Raw genomic sequence first — 22,686 nt, 5'->3', positions numbered from 1 at the left:
TCCGTATGCATATCTAAAGGACGTTCTGACTCGTTTGCCGACGCAGCGGGCGAGTGAAATTACGGAATTGCTCCCGTACAAGTGGGCGCCCGTTTAACTACGCAAGGAGTGTTCGCCGGACGCTTACAGTAAACACGCGTTATCGTTAACGACCATCGCGAGCGAGCTCGCTCCTACAAGGTCAATTCGGTTGAGACTCGGCGATCGCTCCGGTGCGGGCGATCAGGGTCAGGATCGACAGTGCGGCGACCACCAACCCCGGTGAAGTTGCCAGTAGCACGCCAGTAGTGCCGGCCCCGGCGGCGAGGATCTGGCCGGCGGCCAGGGGACCTGCCACCGAACCGAGCCGGCCGATGGCCACAGCCGCGCCGACACCGGTGGCACGCACCGAAGTCGGGTAGGAAGGGGGCGCCAGTGCATAAAGTACAAGCTGTGCAGCCATGACGAACAGCCCGACGGCAAACCCGGCGATTGCCATCGGCACGATACCCACTGACAGGCCGACCCCGGCCAGTGCCGCCAACACTCCTGCATACACGAACAGGACTACTTTCAGGCCGTTGCAACGGTCCAGCATCACCCCGCCGAGCAGCGAACCAATGGCGCCGCCCAGGTTGAACAGCATCTGCACCATGCCTGCCTGAGGCTTGGTGAAACCCTGTTCCAGCAACAGCGAGGGCAGCCAGTTGAGCAGCATGTACATCACGGTCAGGGTAAAGAAGTAGCTCAACCACAAGGCCAGCGTGCTACGTGCGCGTCCTTCGCCGAACAGCGCCTGGGCGGTTGACGACCGTGGGCTGGCGGTCGTGACGTGTTGCTGGCGGAACGCAGTGGACTCGGGCAACAGCAGGGCCATCAGTGGCACCACCAGCAAAGGCGTCAGGCCTCCGATGATAAAGGTGGTTTGCCAGTGCTCACTGGAAAACATCGCCACTATTGCCGCCAGCGCGCCACCCAGGGGCACGCCACAGTACATGATGCTGATAGCGGTGCCGCGATGGCGCTCGTTCACGGCCTCGGCACACAGGGCAATCAGGTTGGGCAGAGCGGCCCCCAGGCCCAGACCGGTCATGAAGCGCACCAGCAGCAGGCTGGAATAGCTCTCGACATAGGCGGTGCAGAGCGAGAAGACACCGAACAGCAACACGGCGCCGACGAGGATTTTCTTGCGGCCGATACGATCGGCTACCCAGCCGCCAAAAAATGCGCCTGGCAACAGGCCAATGATTCCGGCGCTGAACACCCAGCCCATCATCTTCGGGTCCAGGGCAAAGCTCTGGCGCAATCCTGCGGCAGCGGTGCCGGCAGCCTGCAGATCGAACCCCTCGATCAGCGCAACGATAAAGCACAAAGCGATTGTCAGCGTCGAGCGACGCGATGGACTGTCCATGGGTGAACCTCATTGTTGTTTTTGTTATGCAGTCGAGCCCTCCGTACGTTGGGAGCGCCGTCAATGACCACTGGCAATTAAGATAACAAAGATAACTAAAAAAAGATTGGTGTCTTAAAAGTCGCCTAAGCCACAAATAAATATATAAAAAACAGTTTGTTACGGATGAATTAGAGAGATTCTTGAAAAATAGATAACAATATTAATGTTCGATTATCGGTTATTCCCGATTGACGACGCCGCTTGGCTGTTTCCATTCTCTGATCGTGAAGCCGACGGTCCCGTGCGGGTCCGGCACCAGAAAAACAATAAAAAGTGGACATCGAACATGCCAAAGCGCCCCATGCACACCGCTTCAGTAGCGTCGCTCTCCTGTGTCTGCAGTACCCATCCCGGGTGGGTCGTGGCGCTGCTTGGCGTCAGCGTTCTGCCCTCTCAGTTGCGGGCCGAAGGATTTATCGAGGACAGTCACGCGAACTTGACCCTGCGCAATTACTACCTGGACCGTGAATACCAGGACGGCGGTGCCAAGACGGCCGCGCGGGAATGGGCTCAGGGTTTCATCCTGGGCATGGAGTCGGGGTTTACCGAAGGAGCTGTGGGCTTTGGTCTGGACGTACGGGGGCTGCTGGGGGTCAAGCTTGACTCCGCTCCGGATCGCAGCGGCACTGAACTGCTGCCGGTGTCGGCAAGCGACAAGCGCGCGGCGGATGACTATTCACGGCTCGCCCCGACGGCCAAACTAAGATTTGCCCAATCCACGGTGAAGAGCGGCGATGTCTCGATTTTCCTGCCGTTCGCCTTCGCCAGCCCATCGCGACTGTTGCCACAGACTTTCCGCGGCACGACCCTCAGTTCCAAAGATATCGATGGCCTGACTCTCAACACTGGCTACATCGACCGCATCAACAAGCGCGATTCCACGGACTATCAGGCCATGAGCATCGCCACGCCAAACCGGCGATTCAACGGCGCCGCCACCACCTCGCATCTGGCGTACGCAGGGGGCGATTATCAGGTCAACAAAGAACTCAGTCTGCGCGCCTACCATGCCGAGGTGGCCGACCTGTACCAACAGGACACCCTGGCATTGCTGCACAACCTGCCGCTCGGCGACGGTGTGTTCACCAGCGACTTGCGCAGTTTTTTCAGCCGCGAGGAGGGCCGCGCCAAGGCGGGCAGGGTGGACAATCGCAACCTCTCGGCATTGTTCGGCTACCGTTTCGGCGGGCATCGAGTGAGCCTTGGCTACATGCATTCCAGTGGCGATACGGCGACGCCGTACATTTCTGGCACTGAGTTGATGGGTATGAGCGAACAGACCATGGCTTCGGATTTTCTCAACGCCAGGGAGCGCACCTGGCAAGCGATCTATGACTATGACTTCGTCGCATCCGGGGTGCCCGGTTTGAAGGGAAGGTTGCGTTACGTGCGCGGCGACCATATCGAACTGGCCGCCTTCAACGCCGAGGACCGCAAGGAGCGCGAATTCCAGATGGAACTGGGTTATGTGATTCAGAGCGGCCCGCTGAAAAACCTCGGGCTGTTGGCGCGCAAGGCGATCTATCGCAATGACTTCCCGAGCGGTACGGCGTTTCGTGATGAAAACCAGACCCGGTTCCAGGTGCTTTACACCTTGCCGATCTGGTAGTGCCGGGTTGCTCGATGTTCCTTGCCGGCCACCCTTTGGGGGTGTGCCGGCATTACGCGTTCAGTCCTGGTAAACCTTTCTCAGCAAGCGCAGCAACTCCTCGCGCTCTTCGCCAGTCAGCGATGAGGTGGAGTCGAAATCGCTTTGCGCGGCGATCTGCTTGAGCTCCTTGAGCAACGTTTCGCCAATCTTGCTCAGGAAAATTCCGTAGGAGCGTTTGTCCGGCTTGCAGCGCACCCGCACCGCCAGCGCGCGGCTTTCCAGCTTATTGAGCAGCGGCACCACCTGCGGCGGCTCGATGGCCAGGGCCCGGGCCAGGTCGGCCTGCATCAGCCCCGGATTCTGCTCGATGATCGCCAGGGCCGAAAACTGCGCGGGGCGCAGGTCGTGGGCTGACAGGCGGCCGATCAGGTTCTGGAAAAGTTTGAGCTGGGCGCGCCGCATCGCGTAGCCGATCAGGTCATCCAGTGCCGAATCCAGCGGTGCCTGCATCTCGGCGGTGGCGGACGGGGACTCGTTCTGATCGGCGAGGGGAGAAGGCTTGGCCATTGCGGGTGAATCCTGAACAGGTGGAGGTTAACAAACGTATCCAGTTTGCCGGGGTTGGCCGCTGATGGCTATGCCCGTCGTTCATGGCGATGGGATCGGAGGATATTTCAGGGTGGGTAAAAAATGGTTAATTCGATTAATAGTTAATTGACATAACTAAATACGTCCTTTAATTTCCAGTCATCTTCAAGCCAAGAACAAGAGAGCACCGCCATGAGCAACTACGAAGGTCGCTGGACAACCGTCAAGGTCGAGATCGAAGAAGGCATCGCCTGGGTTATTCTCAATCGCCCGGAAAAACGCAACGCCATGAGCCCGACACTCAATCGGGAAATGATCGATGTACTGGAAACCCTGGAGCAGGATCCGGCGGCCGGTGTGCTGGTGCTGACCGGTGCCGGCGATGCCTGGACCGCGGGCATGGACCTCAAGGAGTATTTCCGCGAAGTGGACGCCGGCCCGGAGATCCTCCAGGAAAAAATCCGCCGCGAAGCGTCGCAATGGCAATGGAAACTGCTGCGCATGTACGCCAAGCCAACCATCGCCATGGTCAACGGCTGGTGTTTCGGTGGCGGCTTCAGCCCGCTGGTGGCTTGTGACCTGGCGATCTGCGCCGACGAAGCGACCTTCGGCCTCTCGGAAATCAATTGGGGCATCCCGCCAGGCAACCTGGTGAGCAAAGCCATGGCCGATACCGTCGGCCATCGTCAGTCGCTGTACTACATCATGACCGGCAAGACCTTCGGAGGGCAGAAGGCCGCCGAGATGGGCCTGGTCAACGAAAGCGTGCCACTGGCGCAACTGCGCGAAGTCACCGTGGATCTGGCGCGCAACCTGCTGGAGAAAAACCCGGTGGTGCTGCGTGCGGCCAAGCATGGCTTCAAGCGCTGCCGCGAGCTGACCTGGGAGCAGAACGAGGACTACCTGTACGCCAAGCTTGACCAGTCGCGCCTGCTCGACACCGAAGGTGGCCGCGAGCAGGGCATGAAGCAATTCCTCGACGACAAGAGCATCAAGCCCGGTCTGCAGACCTACAAACGCTGAGTCTGATCGCCGGGTGCATGTCCGCCCCGGCGCTTCATATCGCTCGAATGCATTCCCGATAAAGACAATAAAGAGGAATCACCATGCTGGACGTGCCCCTGCTGATCGGCGGCCAGTCGCTGCCTGCCCGCGACGGTCGGACCTTCGAACGCCGCAACCCGGTGACCGGTGAAGTGGTATCGCGGGTTGCCGCCGCCACCCTGGAAGATGCCGACGCCGCAGTGGCTGCGGCCCAGGCAGCGTTTCCCGCCTGGGCCGCCCTGGCGCCCAATGAACGTCGCAGCCGTTTGCTCAAGGCCGCCGAACAGTTGCAGGCGCGCAGTGCCGAGTTCATTGCAGCGGCTGGCGAAACCGGGGCCATGGCCAATTGGTACGGATTCAACGTGCGACTGGCGGCCAACATGCTGCGTGAAGCGGCATCGATGACCACCCAGATCAATGGCGAAGTCATCCCCTCGGATGTGCCGGGCAGTTTTGCCATGGCCCTGCGCCAACCCTGCGGTGTGGTGCTGGGGATCGCCCCGTGGAATGCTCCGGTGATTCTCGCCACCCGCGCCATCGCCATGCCGCTGGCGTGCGGCAACACCGTGGTGCTCAAGGCCTCCGAACTGAGCCCGGCGGTGCACCGGCTGATCGGCCAGGTCTTGCAGGATGCCGGCTTGGGGGATGGCGTGGTCAACGTCATCAGCAATGCCCCGGCGGATGCCCCGGCGATTGTCGAGCGGCTGATCGCCAACCCGGCGGTGCGACGGGTCAACTTCACCGGTTCAACCCATGTCGGGCGCATCGTCGGCGAGCTCTCGGCACGCCATCTCAAGCCGGCCTTGCTGGAGCTGGGCGGCAAGGCGCCGTTGCTGGTGCTCGATGATGCCGACCTGGATGCGGCGGTCGAGGCAGCCGCTTTCGGTGCGTACTTCAATCAGGGGCAGATCTGCATGTCCACCGAGCGGCTGATCGTCGATGCCAAGGTCGCCGATGCTTTTGTCACCAGGCTGGCCGCCAAGGTCGAGACCCTGCGCGCCGGTGATCCCGCGCTGGCGGATTCGGTACTCGGTTCGCTGGTGGACGCCAGTGCCGGAACACGCATCAAGGGGTTGATCGACGATGCCCTGGGCAAGGGCGCGCGGCTGGTGGTCGGCGGACAACTGGACGGCAGCATTTTGCAGCCGACCCTGCTCGATGGCGTCAACGAAACCATGCGCCTGTACCGTGAGGAGTCTTTTGGCCCGGTGGCGGTGTTGTTGCGCGGGGAGGGTGACGAAGCGCTGCTGCGTCTGGCCAACGATTCCGAGTTCGGTCTGTCGGCGGCGATTTTCAGTCGCGATACCGGGCGCGCCCTGGCACTGGCCCAACGGGTCGAGTCGGGCATCTGCCATATCAATGGCCCGACCGTGCACGACGAAGCGCAAATGCCCTTCGGCGGGGTCAAGTCCAGCGGCTACGGCAGCTTTGGCGGCAAGGCGTCCATCGAGCATTTTACCCAGTTGCGCTGGGTCACCTTGCAGCATGGGCTGCGGCATTACCCGATCTGAACCGCAGAAATAACAATAAAAAGGCTGCAGCCACCACCATGTCCATTCGAGCGGCCTGGTGGTAGCGTGCCTTGATGGAGTACAAGCACGTGAGTTCCGAATTCAGATCGCAACCCCACACCGAGGCCGGCGCGCCGCGCTACCGTCACCTGTCCGTCGGTCGCGCAGCGGTCGAGGTGACAGAACAGCAGGGCGCACTGCACATGCGCTCCCTGGAACCATTGGCCGAGTATCCGCCGCGACTGCTTGACCGCCTGGTGCATTGGGCCCAAGTGCGTCCCGAGCAGACCTTCATCGCCGCCCGCCAGGCCGACGGTGAGTGGCGCCGGGTCAGTTACGCCCAGATGCTCGACAGTGTCCGGGCCATCGCCCAAAGCCTGTTGAGCTACGGCCTGTCGGCAGACAAACCCCTGGTCCTGCTCTCGGGCAATGACATCGAGCATTTGCAAATCGCTTTCGGCGCCCTGTACGCGGGCATCCCCTACTGCCCGGTGTCGCCGGCCTATTCGCTGCTGTCCCAGGATTTCGCCAAGCTGCGTCACGTCTGCGACCTGCTGCAACCCGGCCTGGTATTTGTCAGTGATGCCTCGGCCTACCAGCGTGCCATCGATGCCGTGCTGCCGGCCCAAACGCCACTGATCACCGTGCGTGGCCAGGTCGCGGGGCGCCACCAGGTCAGCTTTTCCAGCCTGCTTGAGCAGCCGGGCGGGGCCGCCGCCGAAGCCGCGTTTGCCAGCACGGGGCCGGACAGCATCGCCAAGTTCCTGTTCACCTCCGGCTCGACCAAGCTGCCCAAGGCGGTGATCACCACCCAACGCATGCTGTGCGCTAACCAGCAGATGCTGTTGCAGACGTTTCCGGTGTTCGGCGAACAACCGCCGGTGCTGGTGGACTGGCTGCCGTGGAACCACACTTTCGGCGGCAGCCATAACGTCGGCATCGTGCTCTACAACGGTGGCAGCTTTTACCTGGACGACGGCAAACCCACGGCGCAGGGGTTCGCGCAGACCCTGCGCAACCTCAAGGAAGTGTCACCCACCGCCTACCTGACTGTGCCCAAGGGCTGGGAAGAGCTGGCCTCGGCACTGGAGCAGGACGCGGAGCTGCGGGAGGTTTTTTTCAAACGCATCAGTCTGTTCTTCTTTGCCGCTGCCGGTCTGTCGCAAAGTGTCTGGGACCGACTCGACCGGATCAGCGAACAGCACTGCGGCGAGCGTATCCGCATGATGGCCGGGCTCGGCATGACCGAGGCTTCGCCGTCTTGCACCTTCACCACCGGGCCGCTGTCCATGGCCGGTTATGTCGGTTTGCCGGCGCCCGGTTGCGAGGTGCGCCTGGTGCCGGTGGACGGCAAACTGGAAGGGCGTTTCCGTGGACCGCACATCATGCCCGGCTACTGGCGCTCACCGCAGCAGACGCTTGATGCGTTCGACCCTCAGGGCTTCTACTGCTCCGGTGATGCGCTCAAGCTCGCCGACCCGCGCGACCCGCAATTGGGGCTGATGTTCGACGGGCGCATCGCCGAAGATTTCAAGTTGTCATCCGGGGTGTTCGTCAGCGTCGGGCCTTTACGCAGCCGTGCGGTGCTCGAAGGGTCGCCCTATGTCCAGGACCTGGTGGTGACCGCGCCGGATCGTGAATGCCTGGGCGCGCTGGTATTTCCACGGATGATTGAATGTCGGCGGCTGTCAGGGCTGGCGGCCAGTGCCAGCGACACCGAGGTGTTGGCCAGCGCGCCGGTGCGCGAATGGTTCGCCGCCTGGTTGCAGCGACTCAATCGCGACGCCACGGGCAACGCCAGTCGCCTGGAGTGGATCGCCTTGCTCGCTGAGCCGGCGTCCATCGACCGGGGTGAAATCACCGACAAGGGCTCGATCAATCAGCGTGCGGTATTGCAGTGGCGTGCGGAGCAGGTCGAGGCGCTGTATCGCGGGCTCGATCCGGCGATCCTGCGCGCCGATCGACCTGGGCATCAAGGTCGGGCGCAAAGTACTGGCTCGGGCGGGAGTCGATCCGCTGGCGGTTGACAGCGTGCTGACGGGTTCCGGCACTGATTCTGCGTCGACGACGGTGAGTTGAACCGTCGATGTGACAGACTGGTGGAGTTCTTCAGCCGCGGGGCGTGGTTGAGCATTGCCCTGTGGCGATTCTCTGACTGCCTCGCAACTCCACAGCTGTATAAAAGGCTGGCTGCTGGTGGGCGGTCCGACCCAGCGGCTAATGAATTGGCACGTCCCGTCAACGCACAGCTGGTAGTCGCCAGCCTCAGGGGTTCGCCCCAGTTTCAGGGGTTGCAGGGGCGGTAAACGGCGCTGGAAGTGCCAACTGCCGTTTTCCAGTCGGGCATCGTCAGGTATCTCCATTCCCGCACCGTTACCTCGGACCCTGGCTTCTTCCAGAACCAGGCCTTTGCGGGTGACGCGATAGTCTTCTTCCCAGCGAGTCTTTTCGATGCTGTGATTCCACGCCAGCGTGAAATGGGACACCGGCAATTGGGCCCAGACACCGCCGGCCAGGCCCAGGCACAAGCCGATCATGCATTGGCCATCCCTGCGTGCCTGGACCGCCAGACGTGCTGAAGTATCACCAGAATCCCAAGTGCGAAGCCGATTTCATCGGTCAGCGGCAGCGCCACGACCAACAGGCCCCCTGCACCAAGACTCAACAAGCGCTCCCAGACGGCCATTTTCTGTTGCAGATAACCGGTGGACGCCACTCCCCACAGGCCGACCGCCAGAATGGTCTTGATCAGCATGTAGGCAGTCATCCACAAATTGTCACCTTGCAGCATCAGCGCCGGGTTATAGACAGCCATGAACGGAATGACGAAACCGGCCAGCGCAATGCGTACTGCCCACAGGCTGATCTTGAATCCGCTTTCTTTGGCGATCGGGGCTGCGGCAAAGCAGGCGAGGGCGACCGGTGGTGTCAGGTCGGCGAGGATGCCGAAATAGAACACGAACATGTGCGACACGATCAGTGGCACACCCAGTTCCAACAGGGCAGGTGCTGCGATCGAACTGGTGATGATGTAGTTGGGTATGGTCGGAATGCCCATGCCCAGCACCAGGCAGGTGACCATCGTCAGTATCAGTGACAACAGCAGGTTGTCCCGGCCAATGGCCAATATGTAACCGGCAAACGTCGAGGCAACGCCTGTGAGCGTAACCATACCGATGATCACGCCCACCAGCGCACAGGCGATCCCTACCGGAACTGCATGGCGTGCGCCTTCGACCAGTGCGTGCAGGCAGATAATCAGCGTTTCCCGACCGCCCTTGATGAACCAGCACATCAACATCAGCACCGCAATGACCGCAAAAATCACCGCGATTCCGAGTTGAAAAAAGCCTGTGCACAGCACGCCCAGTGCAATCCAGAACGCACAACGCAGGCCGAAGTTTTGCACCCTGAGAATGATCGCCGAGCCGAGAATCACGATGGCGGTCAATGCCAATCCGACCATGCCGGAGAACAGCGGGGTGCGCCCGGAAAACAGCAGGTAAACCAACACCAGCAGGGGAATCAGCAGATACCAGCGTTCCTTTACCGCGCCTGATGCGCTGGGGCACTGGTCCTTGGGCAATCCCTTGAGGTTGGAGCGCTTGGCTTCCAGATGGACCATCCAGAACACTGAGCCGAAATAAAGGATGGCGGGTATCACTGCAGCCTTGGCAATTTCCACGTACGGCACATTGATGGTTTCGGCCATGATGAAGGCTACCGCGCCCATCACCGGCGGCATTATCTGGCTGCCCATGCTGGAGGTGGCTTCCACTCCGCCGGCAAACGCGGGCCGATAGCCAAAGCGCTTCATCAGTGGAATGGTGAATTGGCCCGTTGTCACGACGTTGGCAATCCCCGAGCCGGTAATGGTCCCCATCAACGCCGACGAGGCGACGGCGACCTTGGCCGGCCCCCCGAGCTTGTGGCCGAACAATCCCATGGCGAAGTCGGTAAACAGCTTGATCATGCCGGCTTCTTCCAGGAAAGCGCCGAACAGGACAAACAAAAAGATGTAGGTGGCCGATACATAGGTCGGTGTCCCATACAACCCTTCGGTACCAAAAGACAGTTGATTGATGATCTGGTCGAAACCATAGCCCCGATGAGCCAGTTCACCGGGTAGATACTCACCGAACAAGCCGTAGGCCAGGAACAGGCCACAGACGATCGGCAATGCAATCCCCATCACCCGTCGGGCGGCTTCGAAGACCAGGGCGATCAGCAGGACACCCATCACGGTGTCTGCCGGCGTCAGGTCGCCGGAGCGCTGGATCAGGTCCGCCTCGAACACCCATTGATACAAGGCGGTGACGATGCCTGCCAGGCTGAGCAGCCAGGCCAGCGGTTGCCAGGGACGGGCCTTGCCATGGGCGGGGTAACTGAGAAAGACCACCCAGAGCAGGAAACCGACGTGCACTGCGCGTAGCACCTGGCTTGAGATGGGTGAAAAGGCCGCGGTGACGATCTGAAAAATCGAAAACAGCAACGCTACGTAAAACAGGGCTTTTGGCCAGTCCCGCGGGTTCGCGTAAATGCCGTGATGCTCGTCAATCATTGGTTGCCTGCCTCATGACCGCACTGGATAGGGAGATTCGATGGCGCAGTGGCAACCCGGCCCACTGCGCCTCGCGCGGTTACAGCGCGCCCTTTTCCCTGTAGTAGCGTTCGGCGCCTGGATGCAGCGCGATCGGCAGGTTTTTTGCTGCTGTTTCCAGCTTGATGTCCTTGGCTGCCGAATGTGAGTTACCCAGACGTGTCAGGTTTTCGAACAACAGTCTGGTCATTTCATAGACTACTTCATCGGGCATGTCGGCGCGGGTCACCAGAATGTTGGTGATAGCAACCGTGGGCACGGCTTCGGTTTGTCCGTCATAAGTGTTGGCCGGAATCATGGCGCTCTGATAGGCCGGGTTGCCGATTTTCGCTACCACCTCAGTCGGGATGGCGATGTAGTTCAGTGGCATGACAGAGGACAGGTCGCGAATGGCCGCCATGCCCAACCCGGAAGATTGCAATGTCGCATCCAGTTGTCGGTTCTTGATCAGCTCGACCGACTCGGCAAAGGGCAGGTATTGCACTTTACCCATGTCTTCATAGGTCAGCCCCGCAGCTTTGAAGATCGCTCGCGCGTTCAGTTCGGTACCCGACTTGGGCGCCCCGACCGAGATGGTCTTGCCTTTGAGATCCGCGAGGGTCTTGATCCCCGATTCCTTGCTGGCCACGATCTGAATGTAATTGGGGTAGGCCCCGCCAATGGCACGCAACTTGGTCAGCGGTGTCTTGAAACCAGCGTCTTGCACGCCGTTTTTGGCATCGGCAACCGAGTCACCCAGCGCCAGCGCCAACTCGCCTCGACCGGCTTGCAGCAGGTTCAGGTTCTCCACCGAGGCCTTGGTGGCCTGGACCGAGATCTTCGAGCCGGGAATGCCATCACTGTAGATCTGCGACAAACCGACACCAATCGGGTAGTAAACCCCGCTGGTTCCGCCGGTCAGGATGTTGATGAACACCGGCGCGGCCTGAGCGGGGGTGCTGATGGCCAAGGTGGCGGCGACCAGCAGGGCGAAGCGTCTTGTTACTCGCATGGGGAGCTTCTCCGTCTTGTTATGGCTTTATGCAGAGTTATTCCACTCTAGTCGATTCCGGCGCAGCGGGTGGCGGGCGGCGATATCAGCTCATGCCCAGCCAGGCAGGCAGCACCAGCGAAATCCAGGGCACATAGGTAATCAGCACCAGGAACAGCAGCAAAATCATCAACCAGGGCATCGCCGCTTTGATGGTGGCGGGTAATGACATACCGGTCACTGCCGAGGTGACGAACAGGTTCAGGCCCACCGGCGGCGTGATCAGGCCGATTTCGAGGTTGACCACCATGATGATGCCGAGGTGAATCGGGTCGATGCCCAGTTTCATGGCGATGGGGAAGAGGATCGGCGCCAGGATCAGAATGATGGCCGACGGTTCCATGAACGCGCCGGCAACCAGCAGCACAATGTTGACCACCAGCAGAAAAGTCATGGGTGTCAGGCCTGCGTCAATCACCCAGGCGGTAATCTGCTGCGGGAGCTGTTCGGTGGTCAGCACGTGCGCGAAAAGCATGGCGTTGGCGATGATGAACATCAGCATGATGCTCAGCTTGGCGGACTCCAGCAGGACTTTTGGCGTATCACGAAACGTCAGGTCCTTGTAGACGAACAAGGCGATGAACGCCGAATAAACGGCCGCTACGGCCGCCGCCTCGGTCGGGGTGAACATCCCGGAATAGATGCCGCCCAGGATGATGATCATCAGCAACAGGCCCCATATCGCCTGGCGTGCCGTACCCAGCAGCTCCCGGCATGTCGCGCGCGGCAAGGCGGGCAGGTTTTTCTTGATGGCGACGATATAGATCGCCACCATCAGCGCTGTTCCCAGCAACAGACCTGGCACCACACCGGCCATGAACAGCTTGCCGACGGAGGTTTCGGTGGCGGCGGCATAGACCACCATCACGATCGAAGGCGGGATCAGGATACCCAGCGTCCCGGCGTTGCAGATGATCCCTGCGCCAAAGGCTTGCGGATAACCGGAGCGGACCATGCCGGCAATGGCGATTGAACCGACGGCAGCCACCGTCGCGGGACTGGAGCCGGAGAGGGCGGCGAACAGCATGCAGGCCAACACCGCGGCGATGGCCAGGCCGCCGCGAATATGCCCGACACAGGCATTGGCGAAGTCGATCAACCGGCGAGCAACGCCACCGGTGGTCATGAAGGCGCCGGCGAGCAGGAAAAACGGAATGGCCAGCAGCGTGTAGTGCTCCGAGGTCTCGAACAGCTTGATCGCCAGCGAGCGTACCGAGTCGGGACTGAAGAACATGATGGTCAAGGAACCGGCCAGACCGAGGGAAATGGCGATGGGAACGCCGATGAACATCAGGACGAACAGGGCCGCGAACAAGAAAGCAATGGTCATGACTTGTCATCCTCGTGCTCGGCGAGTTTCAACGCGTCAGCGGCTTCGTCGGCCAGGCCCAGGCCGGTCTGGCGGTTGTGCAGGATGCGCAGGAGAATTTCAGCGAAGCGGATGAAAATCAGGGCAAAACCCAAAGGTACGATCAGCCCGATATGCCATTGCATGATACCGAAATGGCCCAGATCCTCGGCACCGATCCCTGCATTCATCAGGGTCTCGATCCATTCGAAGCTGGCTACGCTGAGCAGTCCTGCATAAGCCAGGCAGCACAGGCAGGCCACAATACCGATGTACTTTTGCACCGATCGGCTGGTCAGCCTGACGAGCGCGTCAACACCGATATGCCCGGCCGTGCGCACGCCATAGGCCAGTCCGAAAAAAATCAGCCAGCCAAACAGGGCCTTGGTCAGGGCTGTGCTCCAGGTCATCGCCTGAGCCATCCCCATGATTTCGTCGCCAATGGCGAACAGCGGGGCGCTTGCACCTGGCCAGCGATCGGCAAGCCAGTAGAAAAGGCTGTAGAAATTGTTGAGGATCACGTAAACGAATGTGACCAGGGTCATGGCGGCTAGAAGGAAGACGATAAAGCCCTCCTCGAAGTGTTCCCAGATTCGCCGAAGCGCTTTCATGGATGGCATCTCACGTCGAGTGACGACTGGCAGGCGCCGCCCCCGGCAGCACCTGCCTCGCGATCATTGAGCCTTGTTGGCGGCTTCGGCTACGGAGATCAGTTCAGGGCCGATTTCGCCTTCGAACATCTTCCATACCGGTTTCATCGCTTCTCGCCATTGCTCGCGTTCTTGCGGTGTCAGGATGATGATTTCAGTCGTTTTGGCTGCAATTATGCGTTGCTTGTCACTCTCATTGAGAAGCTCCGCTTCCTTGTTCACTTGAGCTGTGACTTCCACGACAATCTTGTCCAGTTCGCTGCGAATGTCTGGTGGCAGGCCGTTCCAGAATTTGGTGTTGGTGATCAGCATGTAATCCAGTACACCGTGGTTCGATTCAGTGATGTACTTCTGCACTTCGTGCATTTTCTGGCTGTAGATATTCGAGTATGGGTTCTCCGCACCGTTGACCACTCCGGTCTGCAGCCCCTGATAAACCTCGGCAAAACTCATCTTGCGCGGATTGGCGTGCACAGCCTTGAACTGTTCTTCGAGCACGGCAGACGCCTGCACCCGGAACTTCAGGCCACGGGCATCGGCGGGGACGCGCAGTGGCTTGTTGGCCGACAGTTGCTTCATCCCGTTGTGCCAGTAGGCCAGGCCGGTGATGTTTTTACTTTCCATGGACTTGAGCAGCCCCTGGCCCTGCGGGCTCAACTGGAAGCGGTTGACCGCGGCGATGTCATTGAACAGGAAGGGCAGATCGAACAGCTGGAGGGTCTTTGTGTATTGTTCGAACTTGGCCAGGGACGGCGCAATCATCTGCACATCTCCCAGCAGCAGGGCTTCCATTTCCTTGCCGTCCCCAAATAGCGAGGAGTTGGGATAGACCTCGACCTTGACCTTGCCAGGCAAGCGCTCTTCTACCAGTTTCTTGAACAGCAAGGCGCCTTGGCCCTTGGGCGTCTGTTCCGCGACGACGTGCGAGAACTTGATAATCACCGGATCTGCTGCTATGGCCGCGTTCGTTGTGCTTAACGCAAGAGCGCAGGCGAGCACTGCGTATAGAGATCTGAACATCGGGGGGGCTCCTCTTGTTTTTGTTTTTCACATGGCTCGATGCCTTGAGCGCATTTGTATGTCGGGACAAGAACAAGTCTAGGCAGAAAACCATCCGTTGGAGGGCGATAACCGGGAAGGTAAAAAGCTGCCGGGAGATGGCCAGATTCTCAAACCTGACGTCATTGGCTTTTTTTGCCGCTGACTGGAGGCTTGAATGGATGACTGCTTTTGGCTGCGGATCCAGCCAATCATTGCCCTTCGACACAGGCCTTGAGTTCGTGACTGTCCTTTTCAAAATCCCGTTGAGAGCGTTTGTTTAAAGGCGTTTAAGGTTACTTCATGCAAGCTACAAGACCTTGCGCCGTTGCCTACGGTTACGCCAGAATCCGCCGGCTTGTGCGCCCTGGAGGCCATCGGTAACTTGATTCGTGTCACTGCCCATCAGTGATCGGGTTTAGTCGCCCGGTGGTTTCACGAAGCGTATTTGTATCCAGACAGTCAGGTCATTTCATGCCTGCACTTCATGGTAGCTGTGCGCAGGGCGCCTTCGGGCGCGCCGGTTTCGTGTCTCCCCGGTCGACTAACCTGCGTACAGCTGCCACCCACCTTGTTTAGTCGCAAGTCGGTGATGGCTCCATTTTTTGGAGACAGAAATATGTTCAAGGTAACGCCAAACCCGCCGGACGCCGATCCGGTCTCCCCACATGAGCCCGACTCAACCTGCCTCAACGAAGCCGCCCTCGATTATCACATCCCCTCGATTGCCGATATCAAAGCCACACCGCGCACACCCAGCAGTTTGTTCACCGTGGACCCGCAGGCGAGTCCCGAAACCTTGATGGTTTATCTGGTCGAGACCCTCGCGTCGGTCGATGTGATGGTCCATCAGTTGGTGGATCGCCTGGACGGTGGGTCGCGCAATGCGTTGCTGGGCATTTCCAACAGCGTGATGCTGGCGGAGATCACGGCGAACCGGGTGCTGGATCAAATCGACCCGCCTGGGTGAGGGTAAAAAAGATCAAAAGATCGCAGCCTGCGGCAGTTCCTACGGGGATCGCGTAATGCGTAGGAGCTGCCGCAGGCTGCGATCTTCCGGGGTTTCACTGCCGTTCTGGAAGTAGACCCGCCAGTAGGGCGGGCCCGATAGAGCATCAAAGCTTCGGCAATTGCCCGATGCGGCCCATCATCTCGGTCACGATCTGCAGGTCCAGCAGGAACTGCTCGGCGGTCTTGAACTCGTTGTCGTTGTGGCCGGTGTATTTGACGTCCGGCATGGCCAGGCCGAATTGCACGCCGTTGGGCAGTTCATGCACCGACGTGGCACCGGCGGAGGTGCCGAACTTGTGTTCCATGCCGAGGTTGTCGCTGGCCACCGCGAGCAGGGCCTTGACCCATTCACCCTCGGGGTTGCGGTACATCGGTTCGGCAATCGACAGGTCGAAGGTTGGTGTGATGCCGGTTTTCCTGCTCCAGGCGTCCAGCTTTGCGGCGATTTCGGCCTTGAGCACTTCCGGGGATTTTCCCTTCGGCACGCGCAGGTTGACCGCAAGCTTGAAGGCTTTGTCATCCATCCCGACATAGGTCGGGGAAGTGGTCAGCGGGCCCATGAACTCGTCGGCAAAACCGACCCCCAACTTGCCACCCAGGTAATCCAGCCCCCAGTTGTCGGCGGCGTAGCGGGCGGCGTCCGTGATCTGGTTGTGCTTGAGCGCGACCTTGCCGTCGAGGCTATTGATGAAGTCGAGCATCCTCGCCACCGGGTAGCCGCCATCCAGCGCCAGATTGTAGTTGGGGGTCGGGTTGCGTTCGAAGTAGTAGGGGATGGCGTCACCCGAGGTATCTTCGGTGACTACCATCACGAACGTGTGAAACGGGAGTCCCTGAAGTAGGATCTGTCGCACAGAAACGCAAAAGCGGCGCAGAAACGAAAAACCGCTCTATCAATGTTTACATTCCGACATCACCACGTGGCAGGTATTCGGCGTGCCGCCGGATCGGCCCGCATAGCGGATGCAATTATCCAGGGATTTCTGGCGAGCCATGTCCAGGGTCTCCGCCCAGGCGAGGCCGCCTTCGCCGACAGTGGGGAGGGCTTTTGCATAGTAGGTTGAACCCGTGTTTGGGGCGGAATAGCGAGCCGTGGCGGTTTTGCCTGAGCATCCCGCTGTCAGTGCCAGGTCGATGGCGAGCAGGGAAAGCAGGATCCATGGCGAGCATTGGCGCACAGTTTTTCCCGTCATCCCGGTTCCCCTGTAGCAAGAGGCGTATTCGAGATCGTACCTGGCCACATCAGGGCCGGGGCACACTCTTTCTTTGAGCCTATCCTTGCGGCACCGATCCTGCCGCACCTTTCGTCTACTTCCCAATGATCAGCTGAGTCCGTGCGCCAGGCGTGAGGGCCGCCTGGCCTGAACGGGAGAACCCATCCGGATTGGCACAGGCCGCCATCACGCTCCCGATGGTCAATCAAACGGCTGACGCTAGCGCTTGATCTGAGAAATCTTCGTTCCCTCGATGCTGACCCCTGCCATCAGCCCTTGCTGGTCGAAGATGAACGCGTAAGCGTCGTCTTTGAGCGTCGAGCTGGACAGGTTCTTCGCAACCCCTGCATTCACTAAAACAACCGTTGGTCCTACACCGATTTCCCAGCCCTTGGTGTCGGCCAGATATTTCACGGCTTTATCGGTCATCAGGAAAACCACATAGCCATACGACTGGGCACCGGCCTGCAGCCCCCATGAACCGCTGACAGAGTTGTAGTAACTCTCTACTTTCGAGCCTTTCATCAGTACGCCTTCGCCATAGCTGCCGCCGAACACAAGACCGGCCTTGATGATGTTCGGGAAAACCAGCGCCGCTTTGGCTTTTTGCGAGATGGTTTCGGAAAAAGGATTGGTCTTGTAGAGCGTTTGCAACGCTTGTCGAGAGTCGGCATTCAGATCCTCGGCGGTGGCTGCTGCGGCATTGTTCAGGAGTCCGGCCGATGCCAATGTTGCAATCGCGAGGAAGAACGAGAGGAAGAACCGCATTGATCGAGTCATTTGCGTACTCCGCTGAGGGAGCATGGGATGAGAGCAGCAAACGCCTGCGTCAGGCAGGAACCGAATCCGCTGAGGTTATCCGGCGCACCCTGAAGTGTGTCAATTGCAGGCAACGCTCGTGTATGAAGTTGGTTTGCGACCTTGGTCTGCGGCCACTGAACATTTGCGCTGCCATCATCTGTTGTGACCACCGCGTAATGGCCGGGTTCGCTGTCAGTTCTGCTTCTGGCCGCCAGTTTCATCTTGTGAAGGATTGAAATCGGTTTCTCACATGCTCAATGCAGGCAGCAAAAGGCCCGCGCAATCACGGGCCTTCTGTTTGGGGTCAAATCCTTTTGTGCTTTCAATCTGCGCCCCATCTTGTGAGCGTTTCGTGAAAAACATGTCGTAGCAATGAAAAAAGCCCGGCGTCGGCCGGGCTCTCTGTAGATGGGCCAAATCCTTTTGGCTGATCCCATTGTGTCTGGTGGATGTGACGATGACATGACAGGGCTGACAGGAAAAGCAGATCGCTGCCGGAAACAGGCTTGAGTTCTAACGTGCTGTGGAATCGAACTGTCATCGCCTCTCGTGCACGCTGGATCTTGCCTCAGGTCATAGTCGAATATAGCCCGCCAGCGTACCGGAATTAACCGCCTTGTATGTCAGTGCGCCAAGTATAATGAAAAATCTTGCATTGTCTTTGCCGTTTCCGCAGAGTCGAGGTAATCATGAAGGATAATGAGCACATAACATGGATAGTCAATTCAAATACTCTGATCTCGTCCCGGCCGACGAGAGTCATTCAAGCGTCTGTTTACAATCCGAACTTGAAAACCTGTTGGGGAACCTTCAGGGATTAAGCTATGCCTACTTTGCTGTTCCTCGAAATCGTGAAGCGGCCCCCCTTATTGTTTCAAATTATCCATCGCCCTGGCTGAAAGCCTATAAGGGAGCCAACTATCATTTGATCGATCCGATCATTCATCACGGTCTTAAAAGTTGCGCGCCATTTTCCTGGAGTGATGCGCTCCAGACCGTTTCCTGTGACAAGAGTCGGGAGTTGTTTCGACGTTCCAGCCAATACCGGATCTGCTCCGGCGCCACCTTTATCCTGCATGACCCCTGTGGAGTGTTCAGTTCGTTGAGTCTTTGCAACGGCGGGCAGCAAGCCGACTTCGATCGCCGCATGGCCGACCAGCAGGGGCAGATACAGATGGCACTGATCCGCTTTCATAGCCGACTGTTGAGCCTGCGGACGGTGGATGAACTGTTTTCCCAACTTCAGAGTGGGCCGCTTTCGGGCAAGGAGATGAGGGTGCTCAAGTGGGTGATGATGGGCAAGTCCTACCGGGAAATCGCGCTGATCTGCGCGATTTCCGAGCGTACGGTCAAATTTCACATGTCCAACATTTCCGGAAAACTGCAGGTCTGCAATGCCAAGCAGGCGGTTTATGAGGCTCGGCGCCAAGGCATCCTCTGATTCAGACGCTGATCCGCTTGGGCTAACCGAGCGGTGTGTCGCGGATGTGCAGACGATGCGGCCACTGGCTTGCCTGCGTGGATGACAAGGGTTGCTTGCGCGCAATACTGGACATCAGCCGCTGACGATTGCACTCGGTTACCGGCATGTTCAGCAGCAGCACCTTTTCCCCCGGAGAGGCTTCGCCGGTATCCAGCACTTCGTAGTGCCAGCCGGCGTTGCGTACGACCCGTCCCATGGCATTGCTGACCACGGTGATGATCGATTCCAGGCCACTGCCTGCGGCATAGTTGTGCATGCAAAAAAGCAGCATTTCGGTCAGCGGTACCTGGGTCAGGCCGTGTTGGCGTGATCGGATCTTGTCGACGAAGAAGCGACTGGACTCGGCCATCAGCGCGTGCTTGGGCGGCTCGCAGCGGAAAAAATCACGGAACGGCCCTTCGACCATATAGGGATCCAGAGTGCTGATCAGGCGCAGGCCGGCCAAGGGGACACCCTCCCAGGTACCGATCAGGTAGGTCGTCCGCTCGCTGTCGTATTCATCGAACTCGATGCCGTTGTTTATATTGACCTTCCAACTTAAACGATCAGCGAATACTTCCTTGCGCAGGCGATACAAGTCGGCGACCCAGGCGTGGGGCGTTGCACTATAGTCAAGCGCGTGAAACTCGATAGCTTTCATGTTATTAACGTTCTTCCATGGGAACTGGTACTTAAGTACTAAGTGGTGCGGCTTGTGCAGGTCGCGGGGAATGAACTTTCAGGTACGAAAAATCAATCGTGCGACCATTGTTAGTTTATCAATGTCCGCCCAGCGGCAACCTGTACTTAGGTGCAGTTGCAGGTTGCATGATTTGATTTTCATCGCGCTATCTGTACCTAGTTACAGTTGTTCTCTCTGGGTAACTACGGCAACTTATGCCGGGCAGTGGTTAAGCCCCCTATATCGCCGAACATGCCAATGACAGTCTGAGCGTCTGGATCAGGCTTGCTCACGCTGTGCGGCATTCCAGTCAAGACATCGAAACAGGGAAGATCATGGAAAAGTCCGCTTCTTCAGAGCCGCGCCGGGTCGTTGTAACCGGTTATGGCGCCATCTGCTCGCTCGGCGAGAATGCCGACGCCATCTGGGACGCAATGATGGATTACCAGGTCGGTTACCGTCAGCACAGGTTCGACGATCCGAGCATCCATGCGCGTTACTTTGGCTTTATCGATGACTTCGGTCGTGAAGCGATGCGTCCGTTTTCGAAGAAAATCTCCAAGATGTTGCCGTTGTTCGCCAAATACAGCCTGGTGGCCACCCACGAGGCGATCCGCATGGCGTTCGGTGATACACCCCTGGATGAGATCGTCTCGCCTTTTGATCGCGGCGTGATCCTGGGCACCGGTTGGGGTGGGCTCGACACCGCCAACTGCAATAACAACGAATACCGTAAGCACGGCATCTCCACTTCCTTCGCCACCGTCATGTCGATGTGCAATGCCGCGACCGCCGGTATCACCATGAACTGGAACATGCGTGGTATCCAGAACAGCCCGGTTGCAGCCTGCGCCACGGGCACCATCGCCATTGGTGAGGCTTACGAAGCGATTCGCAGCGGCCGCGCCAAGGTGATGATCGCTGGTGGCAGTGAGTCCTTGAAAGAGCAGTTCAACGTCTGGTCGGTGGATGTCATCCAGGCCCTGAGCAAAGAGCAGGAAAACACGCGCCTGGCCTGCTGCCCGTTCAGCAAGGGACGCAGCGGCTTCGTGCTCTCCGAGGGCGCGGCCGTGCTATGCCTGGAGGACTATGAGTCGGCCCGGGCACGGGGCGTGAAGATTCTCGGCGAGATCACCGGCTACGCTAACTATTCGGACGCCTACGACATGACAGCCCCGGCCGAAGACATGCAGGCCCGGGTACGGGTGATCAATGACGTCTGCAAGCAGGCAGGCGTGCAGGCATCGCAGATCGACTACGTCAACCTGCACGGCACCTCGACACCGCTCAACGATGTCAACGAAACCCGCTCGATCAAGCTGGCCCTGGGGGACGCCGCCTACGGCATTCCGATGTCCAGCACCAAGTCCTACACCGGCCACCTGATCGGTGCCGCCGGTTCCATGGAGGCGGTCTTCTGCCTCAAGGCCATGGCCCGCGGCACCATCCCGGCGACGATCCACATGGATGAGGCCGATCCTGACTGCGACCTCAACTACGTGCCCAACGAGCATCTGCATGGGCAGACCCTGAATAACGTGCTGAACCTGAGCTTCGGCTTCGGTGGTGCCAACGCCGGCATCATGCTGCGCAAGGTGGTCTGATCATGCAGATGCAGTTTGGAGCCGAGCAGATCGAGGCCTGGGCCGGCCTCTCCGGTGATCGCAACCCGATCCACTTCGACCGTGAGGCGGCGCGCCGCATGGACGCAGCCGATGTGGTGGTGCATGGCATGCTCGCGCTACTGCCGGTCAAGCATCGCATGGGGCGCGTCAATCAGGTGCTGCCCCAGGACTGGATGCAGTTCAAGGCGCTGCTCAAGGCTCCGGTGCTGCGCGACAGCCCGGTAGCCCTGTCGACCCGCGAGCGCAGCGACAGCACGGGGTTCAAGCTGCACTCGAGCGGCGGCGACAGTGAACACATGATCGGCCATGTACGTATCGTCGAAGCGCCGGTCTGGTCATCCACAACCCCGGGCTTCCTGCTGGCACGCGAGGAGGTCGCGGCCTGGCTCGCACAGTTTCGTGATGACCTGGGCCGGGGGGTCGATGATTGGGTCGCGCTCGATGCACTGATCTTTTCCCACTTCATTCGTAACCATCTGGGAGTGATCTTCGATTGCCTGTCCCCGCAGTTCCGTCAACGACAGCGGCCGGACCGGCTTGAGGATCTGTCTCATCACCTGGTGGTGCAGACCAGCCACCAGATCACCTTCTGCACGTCGCTGCGTTCGCTGGGCAAGTTGCAGACCGATATTCGCTGTGAGATCGACAACATCCACCTGATTGAAAGCCCTGGCAAGGCCGTGGGCACCCTCGATCTTGGGGTGCATGTCAGCGATCGCCACGTAATGACCATCACTCTCGGGCTGATGGCAAAGACACTTTCAACCCACCAAGGAGCTGTGCAATGACCACTGTAGAGAAAGTATTTGCTGTTGTTCGCGACCTCATTCTGGAACTCAAGGATGTCGACGAAAACGATGTGACCCTCGATACCAACATCGAATCGATGGCGTTCGATAGCCTGGACTTCGTCGAGATGCAGCTAGTGGTGCAGAAGAAGATCGGCGTGGCGCTGGATCCCGATTCGTTCGCCAGCCGCAAGATTTCCACGCTGCGCCAGCTGTGCGAGTTCGTGGTCGAGTTCAAGGAATCGGCCGCCGTCCCTGCCTGACTGGCAGG

Annotated in this window: 20 protein-coding genes and 2 pseudogenes; 10 read left to right on the top strand and 12 right to left on the bottom strand. The window is 59.3% G+C overall.

All coding sequences use genetic code 11. The features are described from left to right. Positions 1–97 (top strand): transposase domain-containing protein (locus KGA81_RS07160; protein ID WP_223545205.1); only part of this gene is annotated, 97 nt, incomplete at its 5' end. A gap of 84 nt (positions 98–181) precedes the next feature. Here the strand turns inward: KGA81_RS07160 and mhpT are convergent. Beyond that, complete coding sequence (gene mhpT, locus KGA81_RS07155; RefSeq protein WP_223545188.1) at positions 182–1,390, bottom strand: 3-(3-hydroxy-phenyl)propionate transporter MhpT; 1,209 nt, start codon at positions 1,388–1,390, stop codon at positions 182–184. A 343-nt stretch (positions 1,391–1,733) separates the two neighbouring features. Between mhpT and KGA81_RS07150 the strand changes: the two genes are divergently transcribed. After that, complete coding sequence (locus tag KGA81_RS07150) at positions 1,734–3,041, top strand: OprD family porin (protein WP_223545204.1); 1,308 nt, start codon at positions 1,734–1,736, stop codon at positions 3,039–3,041. Between the two features lie 60 nt (positions 3,042–3,101). Here KGA81_RS07150 and KGA81_RS07145 read toward each other — a convergent pair whose 3' ends face one another. After that, entirely contained in the window at positions 3,102–3,590 is a 489-nt protein-coding gene (locus tag KGA81_RS07145; RefSeq protein WP_223545187.1) for a MarR family winged helix-turn-helix transcriptional regulator, read from the bottom strand. Positions 3,591–3,803: 213 nt separating this feature from the next. On the opposite strand from KGA81_RS07145, the gene KGA81_RS07140 reads away from it, so the two are divergent. The 3 genes from KGA81_RS07140 (at position 3,804) to KGA81_RS07130 (ending at position 8,193) form a co-directional block, all read left to right on the top strand. Beyond that, the gene (locus KGA81_RS07140) at positions 3,804–4,634 is read left to right on the top strand and encodes a p-hydroxycinnamoyl CoA hydratase/lyase (protein ID WP_115947808.1); all 831 of its coding nucleotides are present in this window, start codon (positions 3,804–3,806) and stop codon (positions 4,632–4,634) included. Between the two features lie 83 nt (positions 4,635–4,717). Further along, the gene (locus tag KGA81_RS07135; RefSeq protein ID WP_223545186.1) at positions 4,718–6,166 is read left to right on the top strand and encodes an aldehyde dehydrogenase; all 1,449 of its coding nucleotides are present in this window, start codon (positions 4,718–4,720) and stop codon (positions 6,164–6,166) included. 89 nt (positions 6,167–6,255) lie between these two features. After that, positions 6,256–8,193, top strand: coding sequence for a feruloyl-CoA synthase (locus KGA81_RS07130; protein WP_223545185.1), 1,938 nt, complete (start codon positions 6,256–6,258; stop codon positions 8,191–8,193). A gap of 132 nt (positions 8,194–8,325) precedes the next feature. On the opposite strand, the pseudogene KGA81_RS07125 reads toward KGA81_RS07130, so the two are convergent. The 6 genes and pseudogenes from KGA81_RS07125 to KGA81_RS07100 all read right to left on the bottom strand — a co-directional run. Then, positions 8,326–8,703, bottom strand: a pseudogene (locus tag KGA81_RS07125) (DUF1850 domain-containing protein); the annotation flags it as partial. After that, on the bottom strand, positions 8,700–10,727 hold the full coding sequence (locus tag KGA81_RS07120) for a TRAP transporter permease (RefSeq protein ID WP_223545184.1): 2,028 nt from the start codon (positions 10,725–10,727) through the stop codon (positions 8,700–8,702). The gene KGA81_RS07120 and the pseudogene KGA81_RS07125, both read right to left, overlap by 4 nt. 79 nt (positions 10,728–10,806) lie before the next feature. Next, positions 10,807–11,757: a TAXI family TRAP transporter solute-binding subunit gene (locus KGA81_RS07115; protein WP_223545183.1), complete on the bottom strand. Its 951-nt coding sequence runs from the start codon at positions 11,755–11,757 to the stop codon at positions 10,807–10,809. Positions 11,758–11,842: 85 nt separating this feature from the next. Then, positions 11,843–13,126 carry a C4-dicarboxylate TRAP transporter large permease protein DctM gene (dctM, locus tag KGA81_RS07110; RefSeq protein WP_223545182.1) on the bottom strand — a complete coding sequence of 428 codons (1,284 nt, stop codon included), beginning with the start codon at positions 13,124–13,126 and terminating at the stop codon, positions 11,843–11,845. Next, positions 13,123–13,755, bottom strand: coding sequence for a TRAP transporter small permease (locus KGA81_RS07105; RefSeq protein WP_115947814.1), 633 nt, complete (start codon positions 13,753–13,755; stop codon positions 13,123–13,125). Before KGA81_RS07105 ends, dctM begins: the two co-directional genes overlap by 4 nt. A gap of 63 nt (positions 13,756–13,818) precedes the next feature. After that, positions 13,819–14,814, bottom strand: a complete 996-nt coding sequence (locus tag KGA81_RS07100; RefSeq protein WP_223545181.1) for a TRAP transporter substrate-binding protein — start codon at positions 14,812–14,814, stop codon at positions 13,819–13,821. Between the two features lie 637 nt (positions 14,815–15,451). On the opposite strand from KGA81_RS07100, the gene KGA81_RS07095 reads away from it, so the two are divergent. Beyond that, on the top strand, positions 15,452–15,802 hold the full coding sequence (locus KGA81_RS07095; RefSeq protein WP_223545180.1) for a DUF6124 family protein: 351 nt from the start codon (positions 15,452–15,454) through the stop codon (positions 15,800–15,802). Between the two features lie 145 nt (positions 15,803–15,947). Here the strand turns inward: KGA81_RS07095 and KGA81_RS07090 are convergent. The 3 genes and pseudogenes from KGA81_RS07090 to KGA81_RS07080 all read right to left on the bottom strand — a co-directional run. Continuing rightward, positions 15,948–16,643, bottom strand: a pseudogene (locus tag KGA81_RS07090) (hypothetical protein); the annotation flags it as partial. Between the two features lie 93 nt (positions 16,644–16,736). Beyond that, complete coding sequence (locus KGA81_RS07085) at positions 16,737–17,036, bottom strand: hypothetical protein (RefSeq protein WP_223545179.1); 300 nt, start codon at positions 17,034–17,036, stop codon at positions 16,737–16,739. Positions 17,037–17,276: 240 nt separating this feature from the next. Beyond that, on the bottom strand, positions 17,277–17,837 hold the full coding sequence (locus tag KGA81_RS07080; protein ID WP_223545178.1) for a YSC84-related protein: 561 nt from the start codon (positions 17,835–17,837) through the stop codon (positions 17,277–17,279). Between the two features lie 733 nt (positions 17,838–18,570). On the opposite strand from KGA81_RS07080, the gene KGA81_RS07075 reads away from it, so the two are divergent. Continuing rightward, complete coding sequence (locus tag KGA81_RS07075) at positions 18,571–19,299, top strand: helix-turn-helix transcriptional regulator (RefSeq protein WP_223545177.1); 729 nt, start codon at positions 18,571–18,573, stop codon at positions 19,297–19,299. Between the two features lie 22 nt (positions 19,300–19,321). On the opposite strand, the gene KGA81_RS07070 is transcribed toward KGA81_RS07075, so the two are convergent. Continuing rightward, entirely contained in the window at positions 19,322–19,981 is a 660-nt protein-coding gene (locus KGA81_RS07070; RefSeq protein ID WP_223545176.1) for an acyl-homoserine-lactone synthase, read from the bottom strand. Between the two features lie 356 nt (positions 19,982–20,337). Here KGA81_RS07070 and KGA81_RS07065 point away from each other — a divergent pair, with 356 nt between their 5' ends. Genes KGA81_RS07065 through KGA81_RS07055 form a run of 3 tightly spaced genes read left to right on the top strand, consistent with a single transcriptional unit; the run spans position 20,338 to position 22,678 of the window. Continuing rightward, on the top strand, positions 20,338–21,606 hold the full coding sequence (locus tag KGA81_RS07065) for a beta-ketoacyl-[acyl-carrier-protein] synthase family protein (RefSeq protein WP_223545175.1): 1,269 nt from the start codon (positions 20,338–20,340) through the stop codon (positions 21,604–21,606). Between the two features lie 2 nt (positions 21,607–21,608). Continuing rightward, positions 21,609–22,415 carry a MaoC family dehydratase gene (locus KGA81_RS07060; RefSeq protein ID WP_223545174.1) on the top strand — a complete coding sequence of 269 codons (807 nt, stop codon included), beginning with the start codon at positions 21,609–21,611 and terminating at the stop codon, positions 22,413–22,415. Then, the gene (locus tag KGA81_RS07055) at positions 22,412–22,678 is read left to right on the top strand and encodes an acyl carrier protein (protein ID WP_108217404.1); all 267 of its coding nucleotides are present in this window, start codon (positions 22,412–22,414) and stop codon (positions 22,676–22,678) included. The genes KGA81_RS07060 and KGA81_RS07055 overlap by 4 nt, the downstream gene beginning before the upstream one ends. The last annotated feature ends 8 nt before the right edge of the window (positions 22,679–22,686 follow it).

The organism is Pseudomonas sp. A-B-19 (assembly GCF_019947515.1).
GTDB lineage: Bacteria > Pseudomonadota > Gammaproteobacteria > Pseudomonadales > Pseudomonadaceae > Aquipseudomonas.
This window is presented reverse-complemented; position numbering and strand designations above follow the sequence as displayed.

Bases quoted from the DNA above. Each gene is read 5' to 3' on its own strand.
- KGA81_RS07095 (WP_223545180.1), top strand. From the start codon at position 15,452: ATGTTCAAGGTAACGCCAAACCCGCCGGACGCCGATCCGGTCTCCCCA.
- KGA81_RS07150 (WP_223545204.1), top strand. From the start codon at position 1,734: ATGCACACCGCTTCAGTAGCGTCGCTCTCCTGTGTCTGCAGTACCCAT.
- KGA81_RS07105 (WP_115947814.1), bottom strand. From the start codon at position 13,755: ATGAAAGCGCTTCGGCGAATCTGGGAACACTTCGAGGAGGGCTTTATC.
- mhpT (WP_223545188.1), bottom strand. From the start codon at position 1,390: ATGGACAGTCCATCGCGTCGCTCGACGCTGACAATCGCTTTGTGCTTT.
- KGA81_RS07060 (WP_223545174.1), top strand. From the start codon at position 21,609: ATGCAGATGCAGTTTGGAGCCGAGCAGATCGAGGCCTGGGCCGGCCTC.
- KGA81_RS07145 (WP_223545187.1), bottom strand. From the start codon at position 3,590: ATGGCCAAGCCTTCTCCCCTCGCCGATCAGAACGAGTCCCCGTCCGCC.
- KGA81_RS07080 (WP_223545178.1), bottom strand. From the start codon at position 17,837: ATGACTCGATCAATGCGGTTCTTCCTCTCGTTCTTCCTCGCGATTGCA.
- KGA81_RS07075 (WP_223545177.1), top strand. From the start codon at position 18,571: ATGGATAGTCAATTCAAATACTCTGATCTCGTCCCGGCCGACGAGAGT.
- KGA81_RS07140 (WP_115947808.1), top strand. From the start codon at position 3,804: ATGAGCAACTACGAAGGTCGCTGGACAACCGTCAAGGTCGAGATCGAA.
- KGA81_RS07070 (WP_223545176.1), bottom strand. From the start codon at position 19,981: ATGAAAGCTATCGAGTTTCACGCGCTTGACTATAGTGCAACGCCCCAC.
- KGA81_RS07055 (WP_108217404.1), top strand. From the start codon at position 22,412: ATGACCACTGTAGAGAAAGTATTTGCTGTTGTTCGCGACCTCATTCTG.
- KGA81_RS07085 (WP_223545179.1), bottom strand. From the start codon at position 17,036: ATGACGGGAAAAACTGTGCGCCAATGCTCGCCATGGATCCTGCTTTCC.
- dctM (WP_223545182.1), bottom strand. From the start codon at position 13,126: ATGACCATTGCTTTCTTGTTCGCGGCCCTGTTCGTCCTGATGTTCATC.
- KGA81_RS07100 (WP_223545181.1), bottom strand. From the start codon at position 14,814: ATGTTCAGATCTCTATACGCAGTGCTCGCCTGCGCTCTTGCGTTAAGC.
- KGA81_RS07135 (WP_223545186.1), top strand. From the start codon at position 4,718: ATGCTGGACGTGCCCCTGCTGATCGGCGGCCAGTCGCTGCCTGCCCGC.
- KGA81_RS07115 (WP_223545183.1), bottom strand. From the start codon at position 11,757: ATGCGAGTAACAAGACGCTTCGCCCTGCTGGTCGCCGCCACCTTGGCC.
- KGA81_RS07120 (WP_223545184.1), bottom strand. From the start codon at position 10,727: ATGATTGACGAGCATCACGGCATTTACGCGAACCCGCGGGACTGGCCA.
- KGA81_RS07065 (WP_223545175.1), top strand. From the start codon at position 20,338: ATGGAAAAGTCCGCTTCTTCAGAGCCGCGCCGGGTCGTTGTAACCGGT.